20 protein-coding genes are annotated in these 19,521 nt (G+C 65.0%); 15 read left to right on the forward strand and 5 right to left on the reverse strand.

Annotation, left to right across the window (positions count from 1 at the left end; all coding sequences use genetic code 11):
* The first annotated feature begins 93 nt into the window (after positions 1 to 93).
* The gene (locus tag NJF35_RS09540; RefSeq protein WP_225787614.1) at positions 94 to 1,020 is read left to right on the forward strand and encodes an alpha/beta hydrolase; all 927 of its coding nucleotides are present in this window, start codon (positions 94 to 96) and stop codon (positions 1,018 to 1,020) included.
* Here the strand turns inward: NJF35_RS09540 and NJF35_RS09545 are convergent, their stop codons facing one another.
* Positions 1,021 to 1,773 carry a DUF2059 domain-containing protein gene (locus NJF35_RS09545; protein WP_225787613.1) on the reverse strand — a complete coding sequence of 251 codons (753 nt, stop codon included), beginning with the start codon at positions 1,771 to 1,773 and terminating at the stop codon, positions 1,021 to 1,023. It lies immediately after the preceding gene.
* Positions 1,774 to 1,886: 113 nt separating this feature from the next.
* Between NJF35_RS09545 and NJF35_RS09550 the strand changes: the two genes are divergently transcribed.
* Together NJF35_RS09550 and NJF35_RS09555 are read left to right on the forward strand one after the other, a co-directional pair.
* A complete protein-coding gene (locus NJF35_RS09550) occupies positions 1,887 to 2,507 on the forward strand; it encodes a 2OG-Fe(II) oxygenase (RefSeq protein ID WP_225787612.1) in 621 nt (206 codons plus the stop codon).
* The gene (locus NJF35_RS09555; protein ID WP_253079871.1) at positions 2,497 to 2,997 is read left to right on the forward strand and encodes a DUF523 domain-containing protein; all 501 of its coding nucleotides are present in this window, start codon (positions 2,497 to 2,499) and stop codon (positions 2,995 to 2,997) included. The genes NJF35_RS09550 and NJF35_RS09555 overlap by 11 nt, the downstream gene beginning before the upstream one ends.
* A 41-nt stretch (positions 2,998 to 3,038) precedes the next feature.
* Here the strand turns inward: NJF35_RS09555 and NJF35_RS09560 are convergent, their stop codons facing one another.
* Positions 3,039 to 3,521 carry a transporter substrate-binding domain-containing protein gene (locus NJF35_RS09560; protein WP_253079841.1) on the reverse strand — a complete coding sequence of 161 codons (483 nt, stop codon included), beginning with the start codon at positions 3,519 to 3,521 and terminating at the stop codon, positions 3,039 to 3,041.
* 204 nt (positions 3,522 to 3,725) lie between these two features.
* Between NJF35_RS09560 and NJF35_RS09565 the strand changes: the two genes are divergently transcribed.
* Entirely contained in the window at positions 3,726 to 4,202 is a 477-nt protein-coding gene (locus NJF35_RS09565; protein WP_225787610.1) for a DUF4399 domain-containing protein, read from the forward strand.
* Positions 4,203 to 4,351: 149 nt separating this feature from the next.
* Here NJF35_RS09565 and serA read toward each other — a convergent pair whose 3' ends face one another.
* Complete coding sequence (gene serA, locus NJF35_RS09570; protein ID WP_225787609.1) at positions 4,352 to 5,581, reverse strand: phosphoglycerate dehydrogenase; 1,230 nt, start codon at positions 5,579 to 5,581, stop codon at positions 4,352 to 4,354.
* Positions 5,582 to 5,750: 169 nt separating this feature from the next.
* Here serA and NJF35_RS09575 point away from each other — a divergent pair, with 169 nt between their 5' ends.
* The 4 genes from NJF35_RS09575 to NJF35_RS09590 all read left to right on the forward strand — a co-directional run bounded on the left by NJF35_RS09575 (position 5,751) and on the right by NJF35_RS09590 (position 9,918).
* Positions 5,751 to 7,148 carry an FAD-binding oxidoreductase gene (locus NJF35_RS09575; RefSeq protein ID WP_253079842.1) on the forward strand — a complete coding sequence of 466 codons (1,398 nt, stop codon included), beginning with the start codon at positions 5,751 to 5,753 and terminating at the stop codon, positions 7,146 to 7,148.
* A 20-nt stretch (positions 7,149 to 7,168) separates the two neighbouring features.
* Positions 7,169 to 7,834: a fumarylacetoacetate hydrolase family protein gene (locus NJF35_RS09580; protein WP_225787607.1), complete on the forward strand. Its 666-nt coding sequence runs from the start codon at positions 7,169 to 7,171 to the stop codon at positions 7,832 to 7,834.
* Between the two features lie 156 nt (positions 7,835 to 7,990).
* Complete coding sequence (locus tag NJF35_RS09585; RefSeq protein WP_253079843.1) at positions 7,991 to 8,917, forward strand: SdiA-regulated domain-containing protein; 927 nt, start codon at positions 7,991 to 7,993, stop codon at positions 8,915 to 8,917.
* An 89-nt stretch (positions 8,918 to 9,006) separates the two neighbouring features.
* Entirely contained in the window at positions 9,007 to 9,918 is a 912-nt protein-coding gene (locus NJF35_RS09590) for an SdiA-regulated domain-containing protein (RefSeq protein WP_225787605.1), read from the forward strand.
* A 121-nt stretch (positions 9,919 to 10,039) separates the two neighbouring features.
* On the opposite strand, the gene rpiA is transcribed toward NJF35_RS09590, so the two are convergent.
* Positions 10,040 to 10,714 (reverse strand): ribose-5-phosphate isomerase RpiA, encoded by a 675-nt coding sequence (gene rpiA / locus NJF35_RS09595; protein WP_225787604.1) that lies wholly within the window; start codon positions 10,712 to 10,714, stop codon positions 10,040 to 10,042.
* A 134-nt stretch (positions 10,715 to 10,848) separates the two neighbouring features.
* Between rpiA and ilvA the strand changes: the two genes are divergently transcribed.
* The 4 genes from ilvA (at position 10,849) to ptsP (ending at position 15,811) form a co-directional block, all read left to right on the forward strand.
* On the forward strand, positions 10,849 to 12,363 hold the full coding sequence (gene ilvA, locus NJF35_RS09600) for a threonine ammonia-lyase, biosynthetic (protein WP_253090973.1): 1,515 nt from the start codon (positions 10,849 to 10,851) through the stop codon (positions 12,361 to 12,363).
* A gap of 38 nt (positions 12,364 to 12,401) precedes the next feature.
* Complete coding sequence (locus tag NJF35_RS09605; RefSeq protein WP_253079844.1) at positions 12,402 to 12,827, forward strand: DUF2269 domain-containing protein; 426 nt, start codon at positions 12,402 to 12,404, stop codon at positions 12,825 to 12,827.
* Positions 12,828 to 13,029: 202 nt separating this feature from the next.
* Positions 13,030 to 13,509: an RNA pyrophosphohydrolase gene (locus NJF35_RS09610; protein ID WP_225787601.1), complete on the forward strand. Its 480-nt coding sequence runs from the start codon at positions 13,030 to 13,032 to the stop codon at positions 13,507 to 13,509.
* A 22-nt stretch (positions 13,510 to 13,531) separates the two neighbouring features.
* On the forward strand, positions 13,532 to 15,811 hold the full coding sequence (ptsP, locus tag NJF35_RS09615; RefSeq protein ID WP_225787600.1) for a phosphoenolpyruvate--protein phosphotransferase: 2,280 nt from the start codon (positions 13,532 to 13,534) through the stop codon (positions 15,809 to 15,811).
* 181 nt (positions 15,812 to 15,992) lie between these two features.
* Here the strand turns inward: ptsP and NJF35_RS09620 are convergent, their stop codons facing one another.
* A complete protein-coding gene (locus tag NJF35_RS09620; RefSeq protein ID WP_225787599.1) occupies positions 15,993 to 16,739 on the reverse strand; it encodes an NRDE family protein in 747 nt (248 codons plus the stop codon).
* A 131-nt stretch (positions 16,740 to 16,870) separates the two neighbouring features.
* Here NJF35_RS09620 and NJF35_RS09625 point away from each other — a divergent pair, with 131 nt between their 5' ends.
* The 3 genes from NJF35_RS09625 to NJF35_RS09635 are packed head-to-tail and all read left to right on the forward strand — an operon-like array spanning position 16,871 to position 19,513.
* Positions 16,871 to 17,653 (forward strand): sulfite exporter TauE/SafE family protein, encoded by a 783-nt coding sequence (locus tag NJF35_RS09625; protein WP_225787598.1) that lies wholly within the window; start codon positions 16,871 to 16,873, stop codon positions 17,651 to 17,653.
* Positions 17,654 to 17,682: 29 nt separating this feature from the next.
* Positions 17,683 to 18,492 (forward strand): prolipoprotein diacylglyceryl transferase, encoded by an 810-nt coding sequence (lgt, locus tag NJF35_RS09630; RefSeq protein ID WP_225787597.1) that lies wholly within the window; start codon positions 17,683 to 17,685, stop codon positions 18,490 to 18,492.
* Between the two features lie 49 nt (positions 18,493 to 18,541).
* A complete protein-coding gene (locus NJF35_RS09635; protein WP_225787596.1) occupies positions 18,542 to 19,513 on the forward strand; it encodes a thymidylate synthase in 972 nt (323 codons plus the stop codon).
* Positions 19,514 to 19,521 lie beyond the last annotated feature (8 nt).

Genomic DNA, 19,521 nt, shown 5'->3' on the forward strand with positions numbered 1-19,521 from the left:
CGGCCTGTCTTGCTCGTTGCAAAGGTGCTCCAGCTTGCCACGACGAGGCCCAGAGCTGAATATCGCAGATCAATACTCGCTCCGGATGTACCGATGCCCGCCTCATTCCACCCCGATCTGCTGCGCGCCAGCCTGTCTCCCCTCGCGCATCGCCAACCCCTGTCGGCCCAGGCCGGCGACTACCAGCGCTACTACGGCCTGGACCTGCCGGCACAGAGCTGGCTGGGCAGCTTCCGGGCCGCGGGGTTCGAGCTGGTCGGGCAAGTCTGGTTGCCTGAGGCGCCGGTGGCGACCTTGTTCCTGCTGCACGGCTACTACGATCACATGGGCCTGTACCGTCATGTGATCGAGTGGGCCTTGCAGCAAGGTTTCGCGGTAATCAGCTGCGACCTGCCAGGCCATGGGCTGTCCAGCGGCGAGCGTGCCAGCATCGCCGACTTCGGCCTCTACCAGCAGACGCTCGATGCCCTGTTCGAACAGGCACGCGACCTCGACCTGCCACGCCCCTGGCACCTGTGCGGGCAGAGTACCGGCGGCGCGATCGCGGTGGATCATCTCCTGCACCGTGGCGAACAGAGCCCGGTCGATGGCCAGGTGATCCTGCTGGCCCCCTTGGTGCGGCCACGGGCCTGGTACTGGTCGAAATTCAGCTATTGCGTGCTGCGCCACTTCGTCAATGGCATCGAGCGGCGTTTCACCGACAACAGCAGCGACCCGGCCTTCCTGCCCTTCCTCGAGGCCGACCCGCTGCAGCCCAGGCGCCTGCCGACCGCCTGGGTCGGGGCGCTGGTGGCCTGGGTCAAGCGTATCGAGGCGGCGCCGCATAGCCTGCGCCGGCCTTTGATCGTGCAAGGGGAAGCGGACGCCACGGTGGACTGGCCCTACAACCTCAAGGTACTCAAGGCCAAGTTCGCCGAACCGCAGATCCTCATGCTGCCCGAGGCACGCCACCATCTGGCCAACGAGCTGCCGGGCATCCGCCAGCGCTACTTCAGTTTCATCGACCAGCGCCTGGGCTGATCACTGCAGGTCGGCGGTGCTCTGGCCTACCGCCAGGCCTGCGCGTACCGCCGCCAGGGCCGCCTTGTAGTAGGCCTGGCCCTCCGTGGATTCGGCAAAGGTGGCGAACGCCTCCAGCTCGGTATCGGACAGATCCCGGTAGACGTACAGCAGGGTATTGTTCAGGTCTTCGCCGATCTGCTGCATCAAGCGCTGGCGCTGGCCATCGAGCAGGCCCTGGGCCTGGCCTGCGCCGAACAGGCCGGGGATCATCGAGCTGAGACTGTCGGCCGCCACGCCGGCGATCGCCAGGCTGACCTCGGCACCGGCTTCGCGGGCCGGCAGGGCCTGGGCCAGGTGACCGATGATCAGCAGGCGGTCGTCGCTGGCCTGGACCTTCGGCAGCCCCTTGGCGTGCTTGGCCAGTTGGTCCTTGCGGGTGGCCAGCAGCTCGGCGGCCACCACCTTGCGGCCGAGCGGCGACTGGAAGAACGCCAGGGCGGGCGTGGGATTCGCCAGGTTGGCGCGCAGTTGCGCCTGGGCGCGACGGTCCATGGCCTGGGGCTGGAAGCGTTGGTTGCTGTTGCTGACCAGCGCCTGGTAGACCGCAGGTGGCAGGCTGTTGCGGTAGCGCTGCTGGGCGGCGTTCACGGCATCGATGAAATGGGCGCGCTGGTCGGGCCAGCCGGCGGCCTTGTACAACTGGTCGAGGGTGTCTGCCCAGACAGGCATGGTGCAGATCATCAGCAGAAGCAGGGAAAACAAGCGGCGCATTCAGGACTCCTGTCGGCAGGTCGCTATTGTCCTTGGCGTAGCGGGGCTTTGTCGAGACGCAATGGCGACCGTCGGCCAAGTGGCGCTGGAGGGCTTCGGGGCGAGTGGCTATCATGCGCGCCATGCACACTTCATCCGAACATCCCCTGCGTTGGGCCATCGTCGACGACCTGGCGTCCCGTGGCTGGAGCCGGCAGGACGCCGTCCTGCCGCCAGGCCTGCTGCGCCAGCTTGCCGCCGAGTGCCGTCAACGCGAACTGAGCCCGGCCAGCGTCGGCCGTGGCGCCGGCCAGGAGGTCCGCGAAGCGATCCGTGGCGACCGCATCCAATGGCTCGAAGCGGGCCAGTCCGAGGCCTGCGACCAGTATCTGGCGGCCATGGACGATCTGCGTCAGGCGCTGAACCAGGGCCTGTACCTGGGCCTGGAGGACTTCGAGTGCCATTTCGCCCTGTATCCGCCGGGTGCGTTCTACCGTCGGCACCTGGACCGCTTCCGCGATGACGACCGACGCACCGTTTCGGCGATCCTCTACCTCAACGAAGACTGGCAGCCCGAGGACGGTGGCCAGTTGCGCATGTTCCTCGCCGACGAGGTGGTGCACGACGTGCAGCCGCAGGCCGGGTGCCTGGTGGTGTTCCTCTCCGGCGACATCCCCCACGAAGTCCTGCCGGCCGGGCGTGAGCGCCTGTCGCTGACCGGCTGGTTCCGCCGCCGTGGCAACGATCCGTTCTGACCTGCCGAAGGTCCTGGTCAGCGCGTGCCTGCTGGGCCAGCCGGTGCGCTACGACGGGCGTGACAGTGGCCATCCGGGCCTGCTGCAACGCTGGCAGGCCGAGGGGCGCGTGGTGCCGCTCTGCCCGGAGGTGGCGGGCGGCTTGCCGACGCCGCGTCCGCCTGCGGAGATTCTGGGCGGGCAGGGCGCGCAAGTGCTGGAGGGGCAGGTACAGGTGCTGACGGTCGGTGGCGAGGATGTCAGCGAGGCCTTTCTCGCCGGTGCCCGGCAGGCCCTGGAGCTGGTGCGCCGGTATGGGATCCGGGTGGCGGTGCTCAAGTCCGGCAGTCCGTCCTGTGGCAATCGGCTGACCTACGACGGTAGCTTCAGCGGCGTGAAGGTGGCGGGTGAAGGGGTGACCACGGCGTTGTTGCGACGGGAAGGGGTGCAGGTGTTCAGCGAGCTGGAGCTGGAAGCGGCGCAGCAGGTGCTGGATGGGATAGCCCTGTAGCTGGGGCCGCTTTGCAGCCCCAGCGCTGGAACGCCGAAAGCCTACGGTTCATTCGCTGCCCGCCCCTCGAGCCACTTCTGCTCCAGCGCCGCCAGCCGTCCATCCGCCTCGATCCGCTGCAGGGCGTTGTTCACCGCGCTCTCGAAGGCCGGGTTGTCTTTCTGGAAAGGAATCACCAGGCTCTCGCGGCCATAGGGCTGGCTGAGGTCCAGTGCGCCGTCGGTTTTCTGTTCGGCGCCTGTCTGGTTGAGGGCGATGTCGTACTTGCCGTTCTCCACGCCCGGCAGCATGTCATCGGCGGTCGTTTCGATGAACTCCACGCGCACGTCCAGCTCGTTGGCCAGGGCCTGGCCAAGCTCGATCTCGAAACCGGTCAGGTGCTCGTTTTCCCTGTAGGCATAGGGCGGCGTGTCGGCCTGTACGGCAATGCGCAGCTCGCCCCGGTCATTGACCTCGTCTATCAGTTCGGCCTGGGCCAATGGGCTGATCAGTGCTGCCAGCAGTACGCCAATGGTCAAACGCATGGATGCTCCCTTTCCTGTGCGGTGGGTGAATGGCCTTCGCCGCGACGCAGGCTATGACCTCGACACCTTGGCGATGTTTAGGCCTTGCGGAAATATTTCTGGCGGCGCCGAAGGACACCTTTGGCCACAATTGGACTATGTTGAACTACCGCTGCCATTCGTTAAACCGGTAGCGGTCAATGAAGTGAATCACAGGAGAAGTGAATGAACAGCCTATTTTCGCGTGCTGCCGTTGCCGGCCTGCTGATGGGGGCGTCGGTGTTCGCCAGCGCCGCGGATGCCCTGAAGAGCCAGGAGCCGCCGGAGGGCGCCAAGGTCTTCATCGTTTCCCCCGCCGACGGTGCGACGGTCGAGAAGACCTTCACGGTCAAGTTCGGTATCGAGGGCATGGACCTCAAGCCTGCGGGTGATGCGACCCCTCATACTGGCCACCATCACCTGCTGGTGGACGTGAACGAGGCGCCTGCCGCCGACCAGCCGTTGCCCACCAGCCTGATGCCGGAGAACAACCAGCCGCTGCCGGCTGGTCCGCAAGTGCTGCACTTCGGCAAGGCGCAGACCGAAGCGACCATCACCCTGGCGCCGGGCAAGCACACCCTGCAATTGGTGCTGGGGGATCTGTACCACGTGCCGTTCAAGCCGAGCGTGGAATCGCAGAAGATCACCGTCGACGTCAAATAATGCTGATGGGGGCGCTCGGCGGTATTAGGGGCCGCTGAGCGCCCCATCGCCGGCAAGCCGGCTCCCACAAGGTGGCGCCACTCTTGAGATCGGCGCCCAACCTGTAGGAGCTGGCTTGCCAGCGATGGGCTGCAACGCAGCCCTTGGGATCAGAACAGTACGCGGGAGCGGATGGTGCCCTTGACGTGCTGGAGTTTCTCCTGGGCCAGATCGGAGTACTCGGCATCCACGTCGATGACCACGTAACCCACTTTCTCGTCGGTCTGCAGGAACTGGCCGGAGATGTTGATGCCGTTTTCGGCGAACACCTTGTTGATTTCGCTGAGCACGCCCGGGATGTTCTGGTGAATGTGCAGCAGGCGGTGCTTGCCCGGGTGCGCCGGCAGGGCCACTTCCGGGAAGTTGACCGACGATACCGAGGTACCGTTGTCGCTGTACTTGACCAGCTTCTCGGCCACTTCCAGGCCGATGTTGGCCTGGGCCTCGGCGGTGGAACCACCGATGTGCGGGGTCAGGATCACGTTGTCCAGGCCACGCAGTGGGCTTTCGAACTGCTCGTCGTTGGAGCGCGGCTCGACCGGGAACACGTCGATGGCAGCGCCGATCAGGTGCTTGTCCTTGATCGCGGCGGCCAGGTGGTCCAGCTCGACTACGGTGCCACGGGCGGCGTTGATGAGGATCGAGCCCTTCTTCATCGCGCGGATTTCCTTCTCGCCGATCATCCACTGGGTGGAGGGCAGCTCAGGCACGTGCAGCGAGACGATGTCGGCCAGGCCCAGCAGTTCGTGCAGGCTGGTCACCTGGGTGGCGTTGCCTAGCGGCAGCTTGGTCAGCGGGTCGTAGAAGTAGACCTGCATACCCAGGCTTTCGGCCAGGACCGACAGTTGGGTGCCGATCGAGCCGTAGCCGACGATGCCCAGCTTCTTGCCACGGATCTCGAAGGAGTTGGCCGCGCTCTTGATCCAGCCGCCACGGTGGCAGGAGGCGTTCTTCTCGGGGATGCCGCGCAGCAGCAGGATGGCTTCGGCCAGCACCAGCTCGGCGACGGAGCGGGTGTTGGAGTAGGGCGCGTTGAACACGGCGATGCCGCGCTCGCGGGCCGCGTTGAGGTCGACCTGGTTGGTACCGATGCAGAAGCAGCCGACCGCGACCAGTTTCTTCGCGCAGTCGAAGATCTCTTCAGTCAGTTGGGTGCGCGAGCGGATGCCGATGAAATGGGCATCGGCGATCTTTTCCTTCAGCTCGGCTTCCGGCAAGGAACCAGTGAGGTACTCGATGTTGGTGTACCCGGCAGCCTTGAGGGTATCGACCGCATTCTGGTGGACACCTTCAAGAAGAAGGAACCTGATCTTGCTCTTTTCGAGAGAAGTCTTGCTCATCTGCGTAAACCTGTATCCCGGAGAAAAAATGGCAGGGGGTGAAGCGGCGCGGCGTCGGCCTTAGCACGAACAGCGGGAGGGCTATGCTAGCATACGCGACACAATCTGAGCTTATCCCGACAGGTGAAGAGTGCTCAGGGTGACTATGAATAGTTCGAGAGTTCTACCGATGACCCAAGCCGCGGTACTTGATGAGCTGATGACCCTGGTCGACCCTGGCAAGGTCCTCACCGACCCGGCCTCGCTGGAGGCCTACGGCAAGGATTGGACCAAGCATTTTCCGCCCGCACCCAGCGCCATCGTCTTCCCCAAGACCATCGAGCAGGTGCAGGCCATCGTCCTGTGGGCCAACCGGCACAGGGTGGCGCTGGTGCCTTCGGGCGGGCGCACCGGCCTGTCGGGAGCCGCGGTCGCCGCCCATGGCGAGGTGGTGGTGGCCTTCGACTACATGAACCGGATCCTCGACTTCAACGCCTTCGACCGCACCGTGGTGTGCGAGCCGGGCGTGGTCACCCGCCAGTTGCAGCAGTTCGCCGAGGACAACGGCCTTTATTACCCAGTGGATTTCGCCTCGTCCGGTTCGAGCCAGATCGGCGGCAACATCGGCACCAATGCCGGTGGGATCAAGGTCATTCGCTATGGCATGACCCGCAACTGGGTCGCCGGCCTCAAGGTGGTGACCGGCAAGGGCGAACTGCTGGAGCTGAACAAGGACCTGATCAAGAACGCCACCGGCTACGACCTGCGCCAGCTGTTCATCGGCGCCGAGGGCACCCTGGGCTTCGTGGTCGAGGCGACCATGCGCCTGGAGCGCACCCCGCGCAACCTCACCGCCATGGTGCTGGGCACGCCGGACTTCGACTCGATCATGCCGGTATTGCATGCATTCCAGGGCCGGCTCGACCTGACCGCCTTCGAGTTCTTCTCCGACAAGGCCCTGGCCAAGGTCATGGGCCGCGGCGACGTGCCGCCGCCATTCGACACCGCCTGCCCGTTCTACGCCTTGCTGGAGTTCGAGGCCAGCACCGAGCAGGTGGCCAATGAAGCCCTCGCCACCTTCGAGCACTGCGTCGAGCAGGGCTGGGTGCTCGACGGCGTCATGAGCCAGAGCGAGACCCAGCTGAAGAACCTGTGGAAGCTGCGCGAGTACATCTCCGAGACCATCTCCCACTGGACGCCCTACAAGAACGACATTTCAGTCACCGTGTCCAAGGTGCCGGCGTTCCTGCGCGACATCGATGCTATCGTCGGCGAGCACTACCCGGACTTCGAGGTGGTCTGGTACGGCCACATCGGCGACGGCAACCTGCACCTGAACATCCTCAAGCCCGACGACATGGCCAGGGACGAGTTCTTCGCCCGCTGCGCGACGGTCAACAAATGGGTGTTCGAGATCGTCGAGCGCTACAACGGTTCGATCTCCGCCGAGCACGGCGTGGGCATGACCAAGCGCGACTACCTGGGCTATAGCCGCTCACCGGCGGAAATCGCCTGCATGAAGGCGATAAAGGCGGTATTCGACCCGAACGGCATCATGAATCCGGGTAAGATCTTCGCTCCTGAATAAAAAGCAGTGAGGAGTCGGCCATGAGTTACCAGCACCAGTACCTAGACGGCACACGCATCCACTTCCCCCTGGGCAAGGTGGTGTGCATTGGCCGCAACTATGCCGAACATGCCAAGGAGCTGGACAACCCCATTCCCAGCGAGCCGCTGCTGTTCATCAAGCCGGGTAGTTGCGTGGTGCCCCTGGACGATGGCTTCAAGATCCCGACCGACCGGGGCGCGGTGCACTACGAGGCGGAAATCGCCGTGCTGCTGGGCAAGCCGCTGTCCACGCACCCGACCGAAGAGGAAGTGCGCGATGCCATCTCCGGCTTCGCCCCGGCGCTGGACCTGACCTTGCGCGAGGTCCAGGCCAAGCTCAAGGAAAAGGGCCTGCCCTGGGAGCTGGCCAAGAGTTTCGATGGCGCCTGTGTGTTGCCGCCTTTCGTGGTCGCCGACTGCTTCGAGGACCTGGCCGACATCGGCATCCGCCTGTCGATCAACGGTGAAGTCCGCCAGGATGGCAACAGCGCGATGATGCTCAACCCTATCGTGCCGATCATCCAGCACATCGCCGCGCACTTTTCCCTGCAGCCGGGCGACGTGATTCTCACCGGTACCCCGGCCGGCGTCGGCCCACTGAATGTGGGCGATGAGCTGGTGCTGGAACTTCCGGGCGCGAGCCGGTTCGAAAGCCGCGTGCTCTGATCTTGTGGCGACGGCAGCCCTAGGGCTGCCATCGTGCGCCGTGCCCGCCTGGCGGTGTTTTGCCGTTTTTTTCACAAATGATCCGGATAATGCACGCGATAACGTCCATTCGCCGGTGTTAGGGAGAACTCGGCCAGCCTCCAGGAACTACCTTAAATGGCATTTTCTTCCAGTGCTTCCCTTCCTCCGCTGCGCAAGCGTGGCGTTCTCCTGCGTTGGCAATTCTGGCTGCTCCTGGCCGTGGTGGTGGGCTATGGCTTGTCCGTGGCCATGCACTGGGACGATCGTGGCCTGCTGTGGGTGCAGGAACGTTTCGAAAGCACGCTCGAGCGCCGCGAAAGCGTGTGGCTGCCGGACTACGTGGCGGACATCGACGCCAAGGTCCTGCCGGGGATGGAAGACGACGAGGCCTCCGACCTGGCCTTCAACCCGCATACCCGTACCCTGTTCGCGGTCATGGGCAAGAACCCCTTCCTGGTCGAGCTGAGCCTCGACGGCGATGTGCTGCGCAAGATGCCGCTGGTCGGCTGGAGCAATCCGGAAGGGGTCGCCGTCATGCAAGACGGGCAACTGGCGATCGTCGACGAGCGTGAGCACGACCTCACCCTGGTGACGGTGGATGCCCACACCACGTCGCTGAAGTACGCCGATTTCCAGCACTACGACCTGGGCGAGTCGGTGAAGAGCAACAAAGGGTTCGAAGCGGTCGCCTGGGACCCGCAGCAGCGGCGCCTGGTGATCGGCGAGGAGCGGCCGCCGAAGCTGTTCACCTGGGGTGTGGATGAGCGTGGTGCGCTCAAGGGCGAGAAACAGGTGCTGCCCAATGACGAGCTCGACCTGCGCAATCTTTCTGCCTTGAGCGTCGATCCGCGCACGGGCCACCTGCTGGTGTTGTCGGCCGATTCCAACATGCTGCTGGAGCTGGACGAGAAGGGCGAGCAAGTCAGCTTCATGACGGTGCTGGGTGGCTTCAACGGCCTTAAGGAAACTATCCCACGGGCCGAGGGCGTCGCCATGGACGACCGCGGCAACCTGTACATGGTGAGCGAACCCGATCTTTTCTATCGTTTCAGGAAGCACTGACGCCATCATCCGGTTTTCGATGCTGGCATTTAAGCTTTACTTCAGCTGTTCGTGGTTAGATTCGTGCCTCCTTTGTCGAGTCTGCCTTCATGCGCCGTCCATCACGTCTTACCCGGTTGGTTGTTTTCCTGGCCCTGGCCGTCCTGCTTCTGCTGGGCGTGGCGGCCCATGAGTTTCGCTTGTTCGAGCGCGGCTGGTTCAATCTCAAGACCTGGTGGCAGCCTGCCGAGCAGAGCATCGGTCTGGATCGCTATCGCGCGGTGATCCAGGCCCAGCCCATAGAAGGGCTGGACGACGATATCTCGGCGCTGACCTACGACCCTGATCGCAAGACCCTGTTCACCGTTACCAACCAGCGCGCGGAGCTGATCGAGCTGTCGCTGGACGGGCGCATCCTGCGCCGGGTGCCGCTGACGGGGTTTGGCGACCCGGAGGCGGTGGAGTATGTCGGACCCAACAGCTACGTGATCACCGATGAGCGCCAGCAGCGGTTGATCCGAGTGCATCTGGACGACGACACCCTGTTTCTCGACGCCAAGGATGCCGAGCAACTGACCCTCGCTATCGGTCGCAGCGGCAACAAGGGCTTCGAGGGCCTGGCCTACGATTCGGCGGGCAAGCGCCTGTTCGTGGCCAAGGAGCGCGACCCGATGATGATCTACGAGATCCATGGTTTTCCCCACGACAATGCCGGGCAGCCCTATGCCGTGCACGTGGTGCAGGACCGCAAGCGTGATTCGCGGCTGTTCGTGCGGGACCTGTCGAGCCTGCAGTTCGACGAGCGCAGCGGGCACCTGCTGGCGCTGTCGGACGAGTCTCGGCTGGTGGTGGAACTGGATGTGAAGGGCAAGCCGTTGAGCACCCTGTCGCTGAACAAGGGGTTCCAGGGCTTGGAACGCAGCGTGCCGCAGGCGGAGGGGATCGCCATGGACGATGCCGGGACCATCTACCTGGTCAGTGAACCGAACCTGTTCTACGTGTTCCGCCAGCCGGCCGATTGAGGCGGGGCCTGGGCTGGCCAATTCGCCGGCAAGCCCCTACTGGCTCGAGGGCAACGGTGAACCTGTGTGGGGCTGCTTGCCGGCGATGGGCTGCAAGGCAGCCCTAATTCAAGTGACTGGCTTACTCGGCCGTGAGGGTCTTCACGCCTTCGGCGGTGCCCAGCAGCAGCAGGTCGGCCGGCCGTGCCGCGAACAGGCCATTGGTCACCACGCCGACGATGGCGTTGATCTGGCGCTCCAGGCCTACCGGGTCGGTGATCTGCAGGTTGTGCACATCGAGGATGACGTTGCCGTTGTCGGTCACCACGCCTTCGCGGTACACAGGATCGCCCCCCAGCTTGACCAGTTGGCGCGCCACATGGCTGCGGGCCATCGGGATCACCTCGACCGGCAGCGGGAAGGCGCCCAGTACCGGGACCAGCTTGCTGGCATCGGCGATGCAGATGAAGGTCTTGGCCACCGCCGCGACGATCTTCTCGCGGGTCAGGGCCGCGCCGCCACCCTTGATCAGGTTCAGGTGCGCGTCGCTTTCGTCGGCGCCATCGACGTAGAACTCCAGCTCGCTGACGCTGTTCAGCTCGTAGACCGGGATGCCATGGCCCTTCAGGCGTTCGGCGGTGGCCTCGGAGCTGGCGACGGCGCCGTCGAAGGCGGTCTTGTGCTTGGCCAGGGCGTCGATGAAGAAGTTGGCGGTCGAACCGGTACCGACGCCGACGACGCTTTTCTCATCCAGCTTGGGCAGAATGAAGTCGACGGCGGCCTGGGCGACGGCCTGTTTGAGTTGGTCCTGGGTCATGCGGGCTCCGGGAGGGGCGGGGGCGGTTGGAAATTCGCCTAGTATAACGGCTCGTACGGCTTTGCTGTGGTCGCCCGACGCAGCGCTGGGGTAGACTCCCTGGCCTTGTCCCGCGGCCCAGTGATGCTTTCCCGATGCTCGAACAGTACGTCAAGAAGATCCTCACCTCGCGCGTCTACGACGTCGCGGTCGAAACCCCGCTGCAGAGCGCCAGCCAGCTGAGCAAGCGGCTGGGCAACCAGGTCCTGCTCAAGCGCGAGGACCTGCAGCCGGTGTTTTCCTTCAAGATCCGCGGGGCCTACAACAAGCTGGCGCAACTGAGCCCGGAGGAACTGGCCCACGGCGTGGTCACCGCATCGGCTGGCAACCATGCCCAGGGCGTGGCCCTGGCGGCGCGCGAGCTGGGTATCAAGGCGACCATCGTGATGCCCAAGACCACCCCGGAGATCAAGATCGAGGGCGTTCGCTCCCGGGGCGGCAAGGTGGTGCTGCATGGCGACTCCTTCCCCGAGGCGCTGGCCTACTCGCTGAAGCTGGTCGAGGAAAAGGGCTACGTCTACATCCATCCCTATGACGATCCACACACCATCGCCGGGCAGGGCACCGTGGCCATGGAAATCCTGCGCCAGCACCCGGGCCGATTGGACGCGATCTTCGTGCCGGTCGGCGGTGGCGGCCTGATCGCCGGTATCGCCGCCTATGTGAAGTACCTGCGCCCGGACATCAAGATCATCGGCGTCGAGCCGGACGACTCCAACTGCCTGCAGGCCGCCATGGCTGCCGGCGAGCGCGTGGTGCTGCCGCAGGTGGGGCTGTTCGCCGATGGCGTGGCGGTGGCGCAGATCGGCCAGCACACCTTCGACATCTGCAGGCACCATGTGGACGAGGTGGTGACCGTCAGTACCGACGAGATCTGCGCGGCAATCAAGGATATCTACGACGATACCCGCTCGATCACCGAACCTGCCGGCGCCTTGGGCGTGGCCGGCATCAAGCGCTACGTCGAGCTCCACGGCGTGACGGGGCAGACCCTGGTGGCCATCGACTCGGGGGCCAACGTCAACTTCGACCGCCTGCGCCACGTGGCCGAGCGCGCCGAGCTGGGCGAAAAGCGCGAAGCGATCATCGCCGTGACCATCCCCGAGCGCCCGGGCAGCTTCAAGGCCTTCTGCGAGGCCATCGGCAAGCGCCAGATCACCGAGTTCAACTACCGCTACCACGCCGACAAGGAGGCGCATATCTTCGTCGGCGTGCAGACCCACCCGGAAACCGACCCGCGGGCGGCGCTGGTGCAGCACCTGATCGATCAGGGTTTCCCCGTCACCGACCTGACCGACAACGAACTGGCCAAGCTGCACATCCGCCATATGGTCGGCGGCCACTCCGCCAGCGTCAGCGACGAAATCGTGCTGCGCTTCGAGTTCCCCGAGCGGCCGGGTGCGCTGTTCAACTTCCTCAACAAGCTGGGCGGGCGCTGGAACATCTCCATGTTCCACTACCGCAACCACGGCGCGGCCGATGGCCGTGTGGTCGCGGGCCTGCAGGTGCCGGACGACGAACGCCACCTGGTACCGGCGGCCCTGGCCAAGATCGGCTATCCATACTGGGACGAGACCGACAACCCGGCTTATACGCTGTTCCTGGGTTGAGTAGCTAAGCTTGGCGTAACGCTCAAGGACGTGAAGACATGGAATACCTGACCACGCTCAAGACCCTGCATATTCTCAGCACCGTGCTGCTGCTCCTCGGTGGCCTGGGGCTGGCCGTCTGGACCTGGCGTGCGCGCCGGCGCGGCGATGTCGAGGCCTATGGCAAGTTGCTGCGCCGGCCGTTGTTGTTCGTCTGGTTGGTGATGGGGGTGTGCCTGGTGAGCATGCCGTTCACCGGCTGGTGGCTGGTGCACCTGATCGGCTGGCCCCTGGGGCAGACCTGGGTGTTGGCGTCCAGCGTCATCTACACCCTCGGAGCCTTCAGCGCCTGGTGGTTGTTGGTGCGGCTGAACCGGCTGCGCAAGGCTGAGCCTACCGGGTTGCGCTTCACCTTGGCGCTGGCGGTGTTCAGCGGGGTGTGCTTCCTCTCCATCGCCGGGCTGATGGGCGCCAAGCCGGTCTAGATCCTTGGGGCTGCCAGGCCGCCCCAAGGCCATGCTCGATGATCCGATGCCCCAGACACATTCCGGCCACCTGTTCGGCATCCCGGGGATGCCCGTGCAACACCGACCTTCCACCTCGCCGCACATAAGCTCGGCGGGCGCGTTGCTGCGCTCGTGAGCTTTGTGGAACAATGCGTTGACATGCGTTTGCGAGGTTGCTGCCGTGATCGACCCGGATGGTTTTCGCCCCAATGTCGGGATCATTCTCACGAATGATGCCGGGCAGGTGCTATGGGCTCGGCGGATCAACCAGGATGCCTGGCAATTTCCCCAGGGTGGCATCAACCCTGACGAGACGCCGGAAGACGCCCTGTACCGCGAGCTGAACGAAGAAGTTGGCCTGGAACGCGAGGATGTGGAAATACTTGCCTGCACCCGTGGCTGGTTGCGTTATCGTTTACCCCAGCGCCTGGTGCGCACCCACAGCCAGCCGCTGTGCATCGGCCAGAAGCAGAAGTGGTTCCTGCTGCGCCTGGTGACCAACGAGCAGCGGGTGCGCATGGACCTGACCGGCAAACCGGAGTTCGACGGCTGGCGCTGGGTCAGCTATTGGTATCCGCTGGGCCAGGTGGTGACCTTCAAGCGCGAGGTGTACCGGCGCGCCCTGAAAGAGCTAGCCCCGCGCCTGCTGACGCGCGACTGAAGACGGAGTCCGACCCCGAGCCATGCTCAATACGCTGCGCAAGATCGTCCAGGAAGTGAACTCCGCCAAAGATCTCAAGACGGCGCTGGGGATCATTGTCTTGCGCGTCAAGGAAGCCATGGGCAGCCAGGTCTGCTCGGTGTACCTGCTCGACCCGGACACCAACCGTTTCGTGCTGATGGCCACCGAGGGCCTGAACAAGCGCTCCATCGGCAAGGTCAGCATGGCCCCCAACGAGGGCCTGGTCGGCCTGGTCGGGACCCGGGAAGAGCCGTTGAACCTGGAGAACGCCGCCGCCCACCCCCGTTACCGCTACTTCGCCGAGACCGGCGAGGAGCGCTTCGCCTCCTTCCTGGGTGCGCCGATCATCCACCACCGCCGTGTGGTCGGGGTGCTGGTCATCCAGCAAAAGGAGCGCCGCCAGTTCGACGAGGGCGAGGAAGCCTTCCTGGTCACCATGAGCGCCCAGCTCGCCGGCGTCATCGCCCATGCCGAGGCCACAGGCTCGATCCGTGGCCTCGGTCGCCAGGGCAAGGGCATCCAGGAGGCGCGCTTCGTCGGCGTGCCGGGCTCGCCGGGCGCGGCCGTCGGACGGGCCCTGGTCATGCTGCCGCCGGCCGACCTGGAGGTGGTCCCGGACAAGACCGTCGATGACATCGACACCGAACTCAAGCTGTTCAACAACGCCCTCGAGGGTGTGCGTGCCGACATGCGCAAGCTGTCGGCCAAGCTCGCCACCCAGTTGCGCCCGGAAGAACGGGCGCTGTTCGACGTCTACCTGATGATGCTCGACGATGCCGCCCTGGGTGGCGAGGTGATCGAGGTCATCAAGACTGGCCAGTGGGCCCAAGGCGCCCTGCGCCAGGTGGTTGGCGAGCACGTCAACCGCTTCGAGCTGATGGACGACGACTACCTGCGCGAGCGCGCCTCGGACGTCAAGGACCTGGGCCGGCGCCTGCTAGCCTATCTTCAGGAAGCCCGCTCGCTGTCGCTGGTGTACCCGGACAATACCATCCTGGTCAGCGAGGAGCTGACCCCGGCCATGCTCGGCGAGGTGCCGGAAGGCAAGCTGGTGGGCCTGGTCTCGGTGCTCGGCTCGGGCAACTCCCACGTGGCGATCCTGGCCAGGGCCATGGGTATCCCCACGGTCATGGGCGTGGTCGACCTGCCGTATTCGAAGGTCGACGGCATCGAGATGATCGTCGACGGCTACAAGGGCGAGGTGTTCACCAACCCGGGCGAGGTATTGCGCAAGCAGTACAGCGACGTGGTCGAGGAGGAGCGCCAGCTGGCCCAGGGCCTGGACGCCCTGCGCGAGTTGCCGTGCGTCACCCCGGATGGCCATCGCATGCCGCTGTGGGTCAACACCGGCCTGCTCGCTGACGTGGCCCGCGCCCAGCAGCGTGGCGCCGAGGGCGTCGGCTTGTACCGCACCGAAGTGCCGTTCATGATCAACCAGCGCTTCCCCAGCGAAAAGGAGCAGTTGGCGATCTACCGCGAGCAACTGGCGGCGTTCCACCCGTTGCCGGTGACCATGCGCACCCTCGACATCGGCGGCGACAAGGCGCTTTCGTACTTCCCGATCAAGGAAGAGAACCCGTTCCTGGGCTGGCGTGGTATCCGCGTCACCCTCGATCACCCGGAGATATTCCTGGTCCAGACCCGCGCCATGCTCAAGGCCAGCGAGGGGCTGAACAACCTGCGCATCCTGCTGCCGATGATTTCCGGCATCCACGAACTGGAAGAAGCCCTGCACCTGATCCACCGTGCCTGGGGCGAGGTGCGCGACGAGGGCACCGACGTGCCGATGCCGCCGGTCGGGGTGATGGTCGAGATCCCCGCCGCGGTCTACCAGACCCGGGAACTGGCGCGGCAGGTGGACTTCCTCTCGGTCGGTTCCAACGACCTGACCCAGTACCTGCTGGCCGTCGACCGCAACAACCCACGGGTCGCCGACCTGTACGACTACCTTCATCCGGCGGTGCTGCAGGCCCTGTTGACGGTGGTCCGCGAGGCCCACGGCGAAGGCAAGCCGGTGAGCATCTGTGGCGAGATGGCCGGCGACCCGGCGGCGGCCGTGTTGTTGATGGCGATGGGGTTCGACAGCCTGTCGATGAACGCCACCAACCTGCCCAAGGTCAAGTGGATGCTGCGCCAGATCAACATGAGCAAGGCCAAGGAGCTGCTGACCGAAGCCTTGGCCCATGACAACCCGCAGGTCATCCACAGTTCATTGCAACTGGCGCTGAAGAACCTGGGGCTGGCGCGAATGATCGGGCCTGGGGCCAACAAGACGCTGTAGGCATCGTTGGGGCTCTGTATGCTGGGGCTGCTTTGCAGCCATCGCCGGCAAGCCGGCTCCCACAGGGACGTGCAAACCGCATCATTCGTGATCGACTCGACCTTGTGGGAGTCGGCTTGCCGGCGATGGGGCGCGAAGCGGCCCCGAATGGCAGCAGAAAAGCTAACTGACCGGCACCGGCTCAGACCAGTAGCTCCACTTCCCCGAGGTGCCCGCCAAAGGGCCCGAAGCTGCGTTCGATGATCCGTCTTTTCCCCTGGTCATCGACGATCAACACGGTACTGGCCCGCGTCCCATAGTTCTGGCTGGCGATGAACACGCTCGACAACAGCTTCTCCGTGGCCAGGCCCACCCCGGTTTCCGGCAATTCCGTCTCCGCTGCAGGCTCAGCATCGGCCAGCAATGCCAGCAGCCGCTGCGGCTCGGGCGACCCGAGCAAGCCCTCCAGCCCGCTGCGTGCCTTGAGCAGCTTGGGCCACGGCGTATCCAGCCCGGCATTGGACAGCCCGTACACCCCAGGGCCCAACAAGCGCGGCGCGGCCTCGCGGGCATGCAGGTAACCCAGGCGTTCGCCATCGCCCACCAGCAGGTTGAAGCCGGAATACTGGGTGCTGCGGCTGGCCACCTGATCGAGATACGCCTCCATGCCCGAGTCGCCGCGCAGGTAGCCCGCCACCAGCTCGCCCCGTGAACGAGGCCCCGGGGGCGAACTGGGGTCACGAATGTTGGTCAGGGCGGCGAAGCGCCCGCCGGGCCCGACGCCGAGCCAGGTCCCGCCGGCCTCCAGATCGCGTCCGGCATGTACGCCCGGGGCGTCCTCCCAGGCGGCCAGGGCCTGGGTCGGCCGGGCATAGAACTCGTCACGGTTGGCCGCGACGATCAGCGGCAGGGCATGCCCTGGCCGCCAGGCGAATACGATCAGGCACATGGCATGGCCTCGTTGTTTTCCGCCACTCTACCCATTGCGCCTGCCTCTATCCATCATCTGACACAGACTTCACTAGAGCCCTGGGGTCGGCTTCCGTTACCATGCCGGATTGTTTTCCTGGGGGGCGACGAATGGAGTTCGTACTCTATCTGCTGTTGGGCGCATGCGCCGGCGTGCTGGCCGGGCTGTTCGGCGTGGGTGGCGGCATCATCATCGTGCCGGTGCTGGTGTTCAGCTTCACCTTGCAGGGCTTCGACCCCGCCGTGCTGACCCACCTGGCGGTCGGTACCTCGCTGGCGACCATCGTCTTCACCTCGATCAACGCCGTGCTGGAGCACCAGCGCAAGGGCGCGGTGCGCTGGCCGATCTTCGCCTGGATGACCCTGGGCATCCTCATCGGTGCCGGCATCGGTGCCAAGACCGCCTCGTTGATCCAGGGCCCCATGCTGCAGAAGATCATCGGCGTGTTCGCCTTGGTCATCGCCGCGCAGATGGCCCTCGACCTCAAGCCCAAGGCCAGCCGCGGTATCCCCGGCAAGCCGATGCTGGCCGCCGCCGGTGGGGTGATCGGCTGGGCCTCGGCGATCTTCGGCATCGGTGGCGGCTCGCTGACCGTGCCGTTCCTGACCTGGCGCAGCCTGCCGATGCAGCAGGCGGTGGCCACGTCCTCGGCCTGCGGCCTGCCGATCGCCCTGGCCAGTGCCCTGGGCTTCATGTGGCTCGGCTGGCACGAGGCGCACCTGCCGGCCCACAGCCTGGGCTACGTCTACCTGCCGGCGCTGGTCGGCATCGCCGTGACCAGCATGTTCTTCGCCCGCTTCGGCGCGCGCCTGGCGCACAGGCTGTCGCCGCGGCTGCTCAAGCGCCTGTTCGCCGCGCTGCTGTTCTGCGTTGGCCTGAGCTTCTTGATCTAGCTTCCTGATTCGAACCGAGAGGACCCTACATGCTGCCTTACCCGCAGATCGACCCCGTGGCCATCGCCATCGGGCCGCTGAAAATCCACTGGTACGGCTTGATGTACCTGATCGGCATCGGCGGTGCCTGGCTGCTCGCCTCGCGCCGGCTGAAGCGCTTCGACCCCACCTGGAACCGCGAGAAGCTCTCCGACCTGGTGTTCTGGTTGTCGATGGGGGTGATCGTCGGCGGGCGCCTGGGCTACGTGCTGTTCTACGACTTGCACGCCTACCTGGCCAACCCGACGCTGATCCTCGAAGTGTGGAAGGGCGGCATGTCATTCCACGGTGGCTTCATCGGCGTGATGTTGGCGGCGCTGTGGTTCGGCAAGCGCCACAACAAGTCGTTCTTCGAGCTGATGGACTTCGTCGCCCCGCTGGTGCCGATCGGCCTGGGGGCCGGGCGCATCGGCAACTTCATCAACGCCGAGCTGTGGGGCAAGCCGACCGACGTGCCCTGGGCGATGATCTTCCCGCCGTTCAGCGACCCCGCCCAATTGCCGCGCCACCCGTCGCAGCTGTACCAGTTCGCCCTGGAAGGTGTGGCACTATTCCTGATTCTCTGGGCGTTCTCGCGCAAGCCGCGTCCCACCATGGCGGTGTCGGGCATGTTCGCCCTGTTCTACGGCATCTTCCGCTTCATCGTCGAGTTCGTCCGGGTACCGGATGCCCAGCTCGGCTACATCGCCTTCGGCTGGCTGACCATGGGCCAGTTGCTCTGCGTGCCGATGATCCTTGGTGGCATCGGCCTGATCTGGTGGGCCTATCACCGTACACCCACGGCCAAGGCCGCCGCTTGAATCCATGCGGCAGGGGCGATCCCCCTGCCGTCCTTGCTACAGGTAAGCCATGAAACAGTATCTAGATCTGGTCCGTGACGTCATCGAGAACGGCACCCTGCAGGAGAACCGCACCGGCATCCGCACCATCAGCCTGCCGGGCGCCATGCTGCGCTTCGACCTGCAGAAGGGCTTTCCGGCCATCACCACGCGCAAGCTGGCGTTCAAGTCGGCGATCGGCGAGATGGTCGGTTTCTTGCGCGGCGTGAAGAACGCCGGGCAGTTCCGTGAGCTGGGCTGCAAGGTCTGGGACCAGAATGCCAACGAGAATGCCCAGTGGCTGGCCAACCCGTTCCGCCAGGGGCATGACGACCTGGGTGAGATCTACGGCGTGCAATGGCGCCAGTGGCCGGGCTACAAGCGCATTCCGCTGAGCAATCCGGCGGCCATCGCGATGGCCGAGGGGCAGGGCTTTCGCAAGATCGCCCAGGACGAGGAAGACGGCCAGGCGTTCGTCATCCTGTACAAGGCCATCGACCAGGTGCGCCAGTGCCTGGACACCATCGCCAACGACCCGGGCAGCCGGCGCATCCTGTTCCATGGCTGGAACTGCGCCCAGCTCGACGAGATGGCCCTGCCGCCGTGCCACCTGCTGTACCAGTTCCACCCGAATGTCGAGACGAAGGAGATTTCCCTGACCCTCTACATCCGTTCCAACGACCTGGGCCTGGGCACGCCGTTCAACCTCACCGAGGGTGCGGCATTGCTGTCGCTGTTCGGCCGCCTGACCGGCTACACGCCGCGCTGGTTCACCTACTTCATCGGCGATGCCCATGTGTACGAGAACCACCTGGAGATGCTCAACGAGCAGCTCAAGCGCGAGCCGCTGGCGGCGCCGAAGCTGGTGATCAGCGATCGCGTGCCGGCGTTCGCCGAGACGGGCAAGTACGAACCTGAGTGGCTGGAGAAGATCGAGCCAAGCGATTTCAGCCTCGAGGGGTATGAGCACCATGCGCCGATGACGGCGCCGATGGCGGTCTGACGGATCGC

The sequence above is a fragment of the Pseudomonas guariconensis genome (genome assembly GCF_024127895.1).
Classification (GTDB): domain Bacteria; phylum Pseudomonadota; class Gammaproteobacteria; order Pseudomonadales; family Pseudomonadaceae; genus Aquipseudomonas; species Aquipseudomonas guariconensis_B.

Bases quoted from the DNA above. Each gene is read 5' to 3' on its own strand.
- NJF35_RS09540 (WP_225787614.1), top strand. From the start codon at position 94: ATGCCCGCCTCATTCCACCCCGATCTGCTGCGCGCCAGCCTGTCTCCC.
- NJF35_RS09545 (WP_225787613.1), bottom strand. From the start codon at position 1,773: ATGCGCCGCTTGTTTTCCCTGCTTCTGCTGATGATCTGCACCATGCCT.
- NJF35_RS09550 (WP_225787612.1), top strand. From the start codon at position 1,887: ATGCGCGCCATGCACACTTCATCCGAACATCCCCTGCGTTGGGCCATC.
- NJF35_RS09560 (WP_253079841.1), bottom strand. From the start codon at position 3,521: ATGCGTTTGACCATTGGCGTACTGCTGGCAGCACTGATCAGCCCATTG.
- NJF35_RS09565 (WP_225787610.1), top strand. From the start codon at position 3,726: ATGAACAGCCTATTTTCGCGTGCTGCCGTTGCCGGCCTGCTGATGGGG.
- serA (WP_225787609.1), bottom strand. From the start codon at position 5,581: ATGAGCAAGACTTCTCTCGAAAAGAGCAAGATCAGGTTCCTTCTTCTT.
- NJF35_RS09575 (WP_253079842.1), top strand. From the start codon at position 5,751: ATGACCCAAGCCGCGGTACTTGATGAGCTGATGACCCTGGTCGACCCT.
- NJF35_RS09580 (WP_225787607.1), top strand. From the start codon at position 7,169: ATGAGTTACCAGCACCAGTACCTAGACGGCACACGCATCCACTTCCCC.
- NJF35_RS09585 (WP_253079843.1), top strand. From the start codon at position 7,991: ATGGCATTTTCTTCCAGTGCTTCCCTTCCTCCGCTGCGCAAGCGTGGC.
- NJF35_RS09590 (WP_225787605.1), top strand. From the start codon at position 9,007: ATGCGCCGTCCATCACGTCTTACCCGGTTGGTTGTTTTCCTGGCCCTG.
- rpiA (WP_225787604.1), bottom strand. From the start codon at position 10,714: ATGACCCAGGACCAACTCAAACAGGCCGTCGCCCAGGCCGCCGTCGAC.
- ilvA (WP_253090973.1), top strand. From the start codon at position 10,849: ATGCTCGAACAGTACGTCAAGAAGATCCTCACCTCGCGCGTCTACGAC.
- NJF35_RS09605 (WP_253079844.1), top strand. From the start codon at position 12,402: ATGGAATACCTGACCACGCTCAAGACCCTGCATATTCTCAGCACCGTG.
- ptsP (WP_225787600.1), top strand. From the start codon at position 13,532: ATGCTCAATACGCTGCGCAAGATCGTCCAGGAAGTGAACTCCGCCAAA.
- NJF35_RS09620 (WP_225787599.1), bottom strand. From the start codon at position 16,739: ATGTGCCTGATCGTATTCGCCTGGCGGCCAGGGCATGCCCTGCCGCTG.
- NJF35_RS09625 (WP_225787598.1), top strand. From the start codon at position 16,871: ATGGAGTTCGTACTCTATCTGCTGTTGGGCGCATGCGCCGGCGTGCTG.
- lgt (WP_225787597.1), top strand. From the start codon at position 17,683: ATGCTGCCTTACCCGCAGATCGACCCCGTGGCCATCGCCATCGGGCCG.
- NJF35_RS09635 (WP_225787596.1), top strand. From the start codon at position 18,542: ATGAAACAGTATCTAGATCTGGTCCGTGACGTCATCGAGAACGGCACC.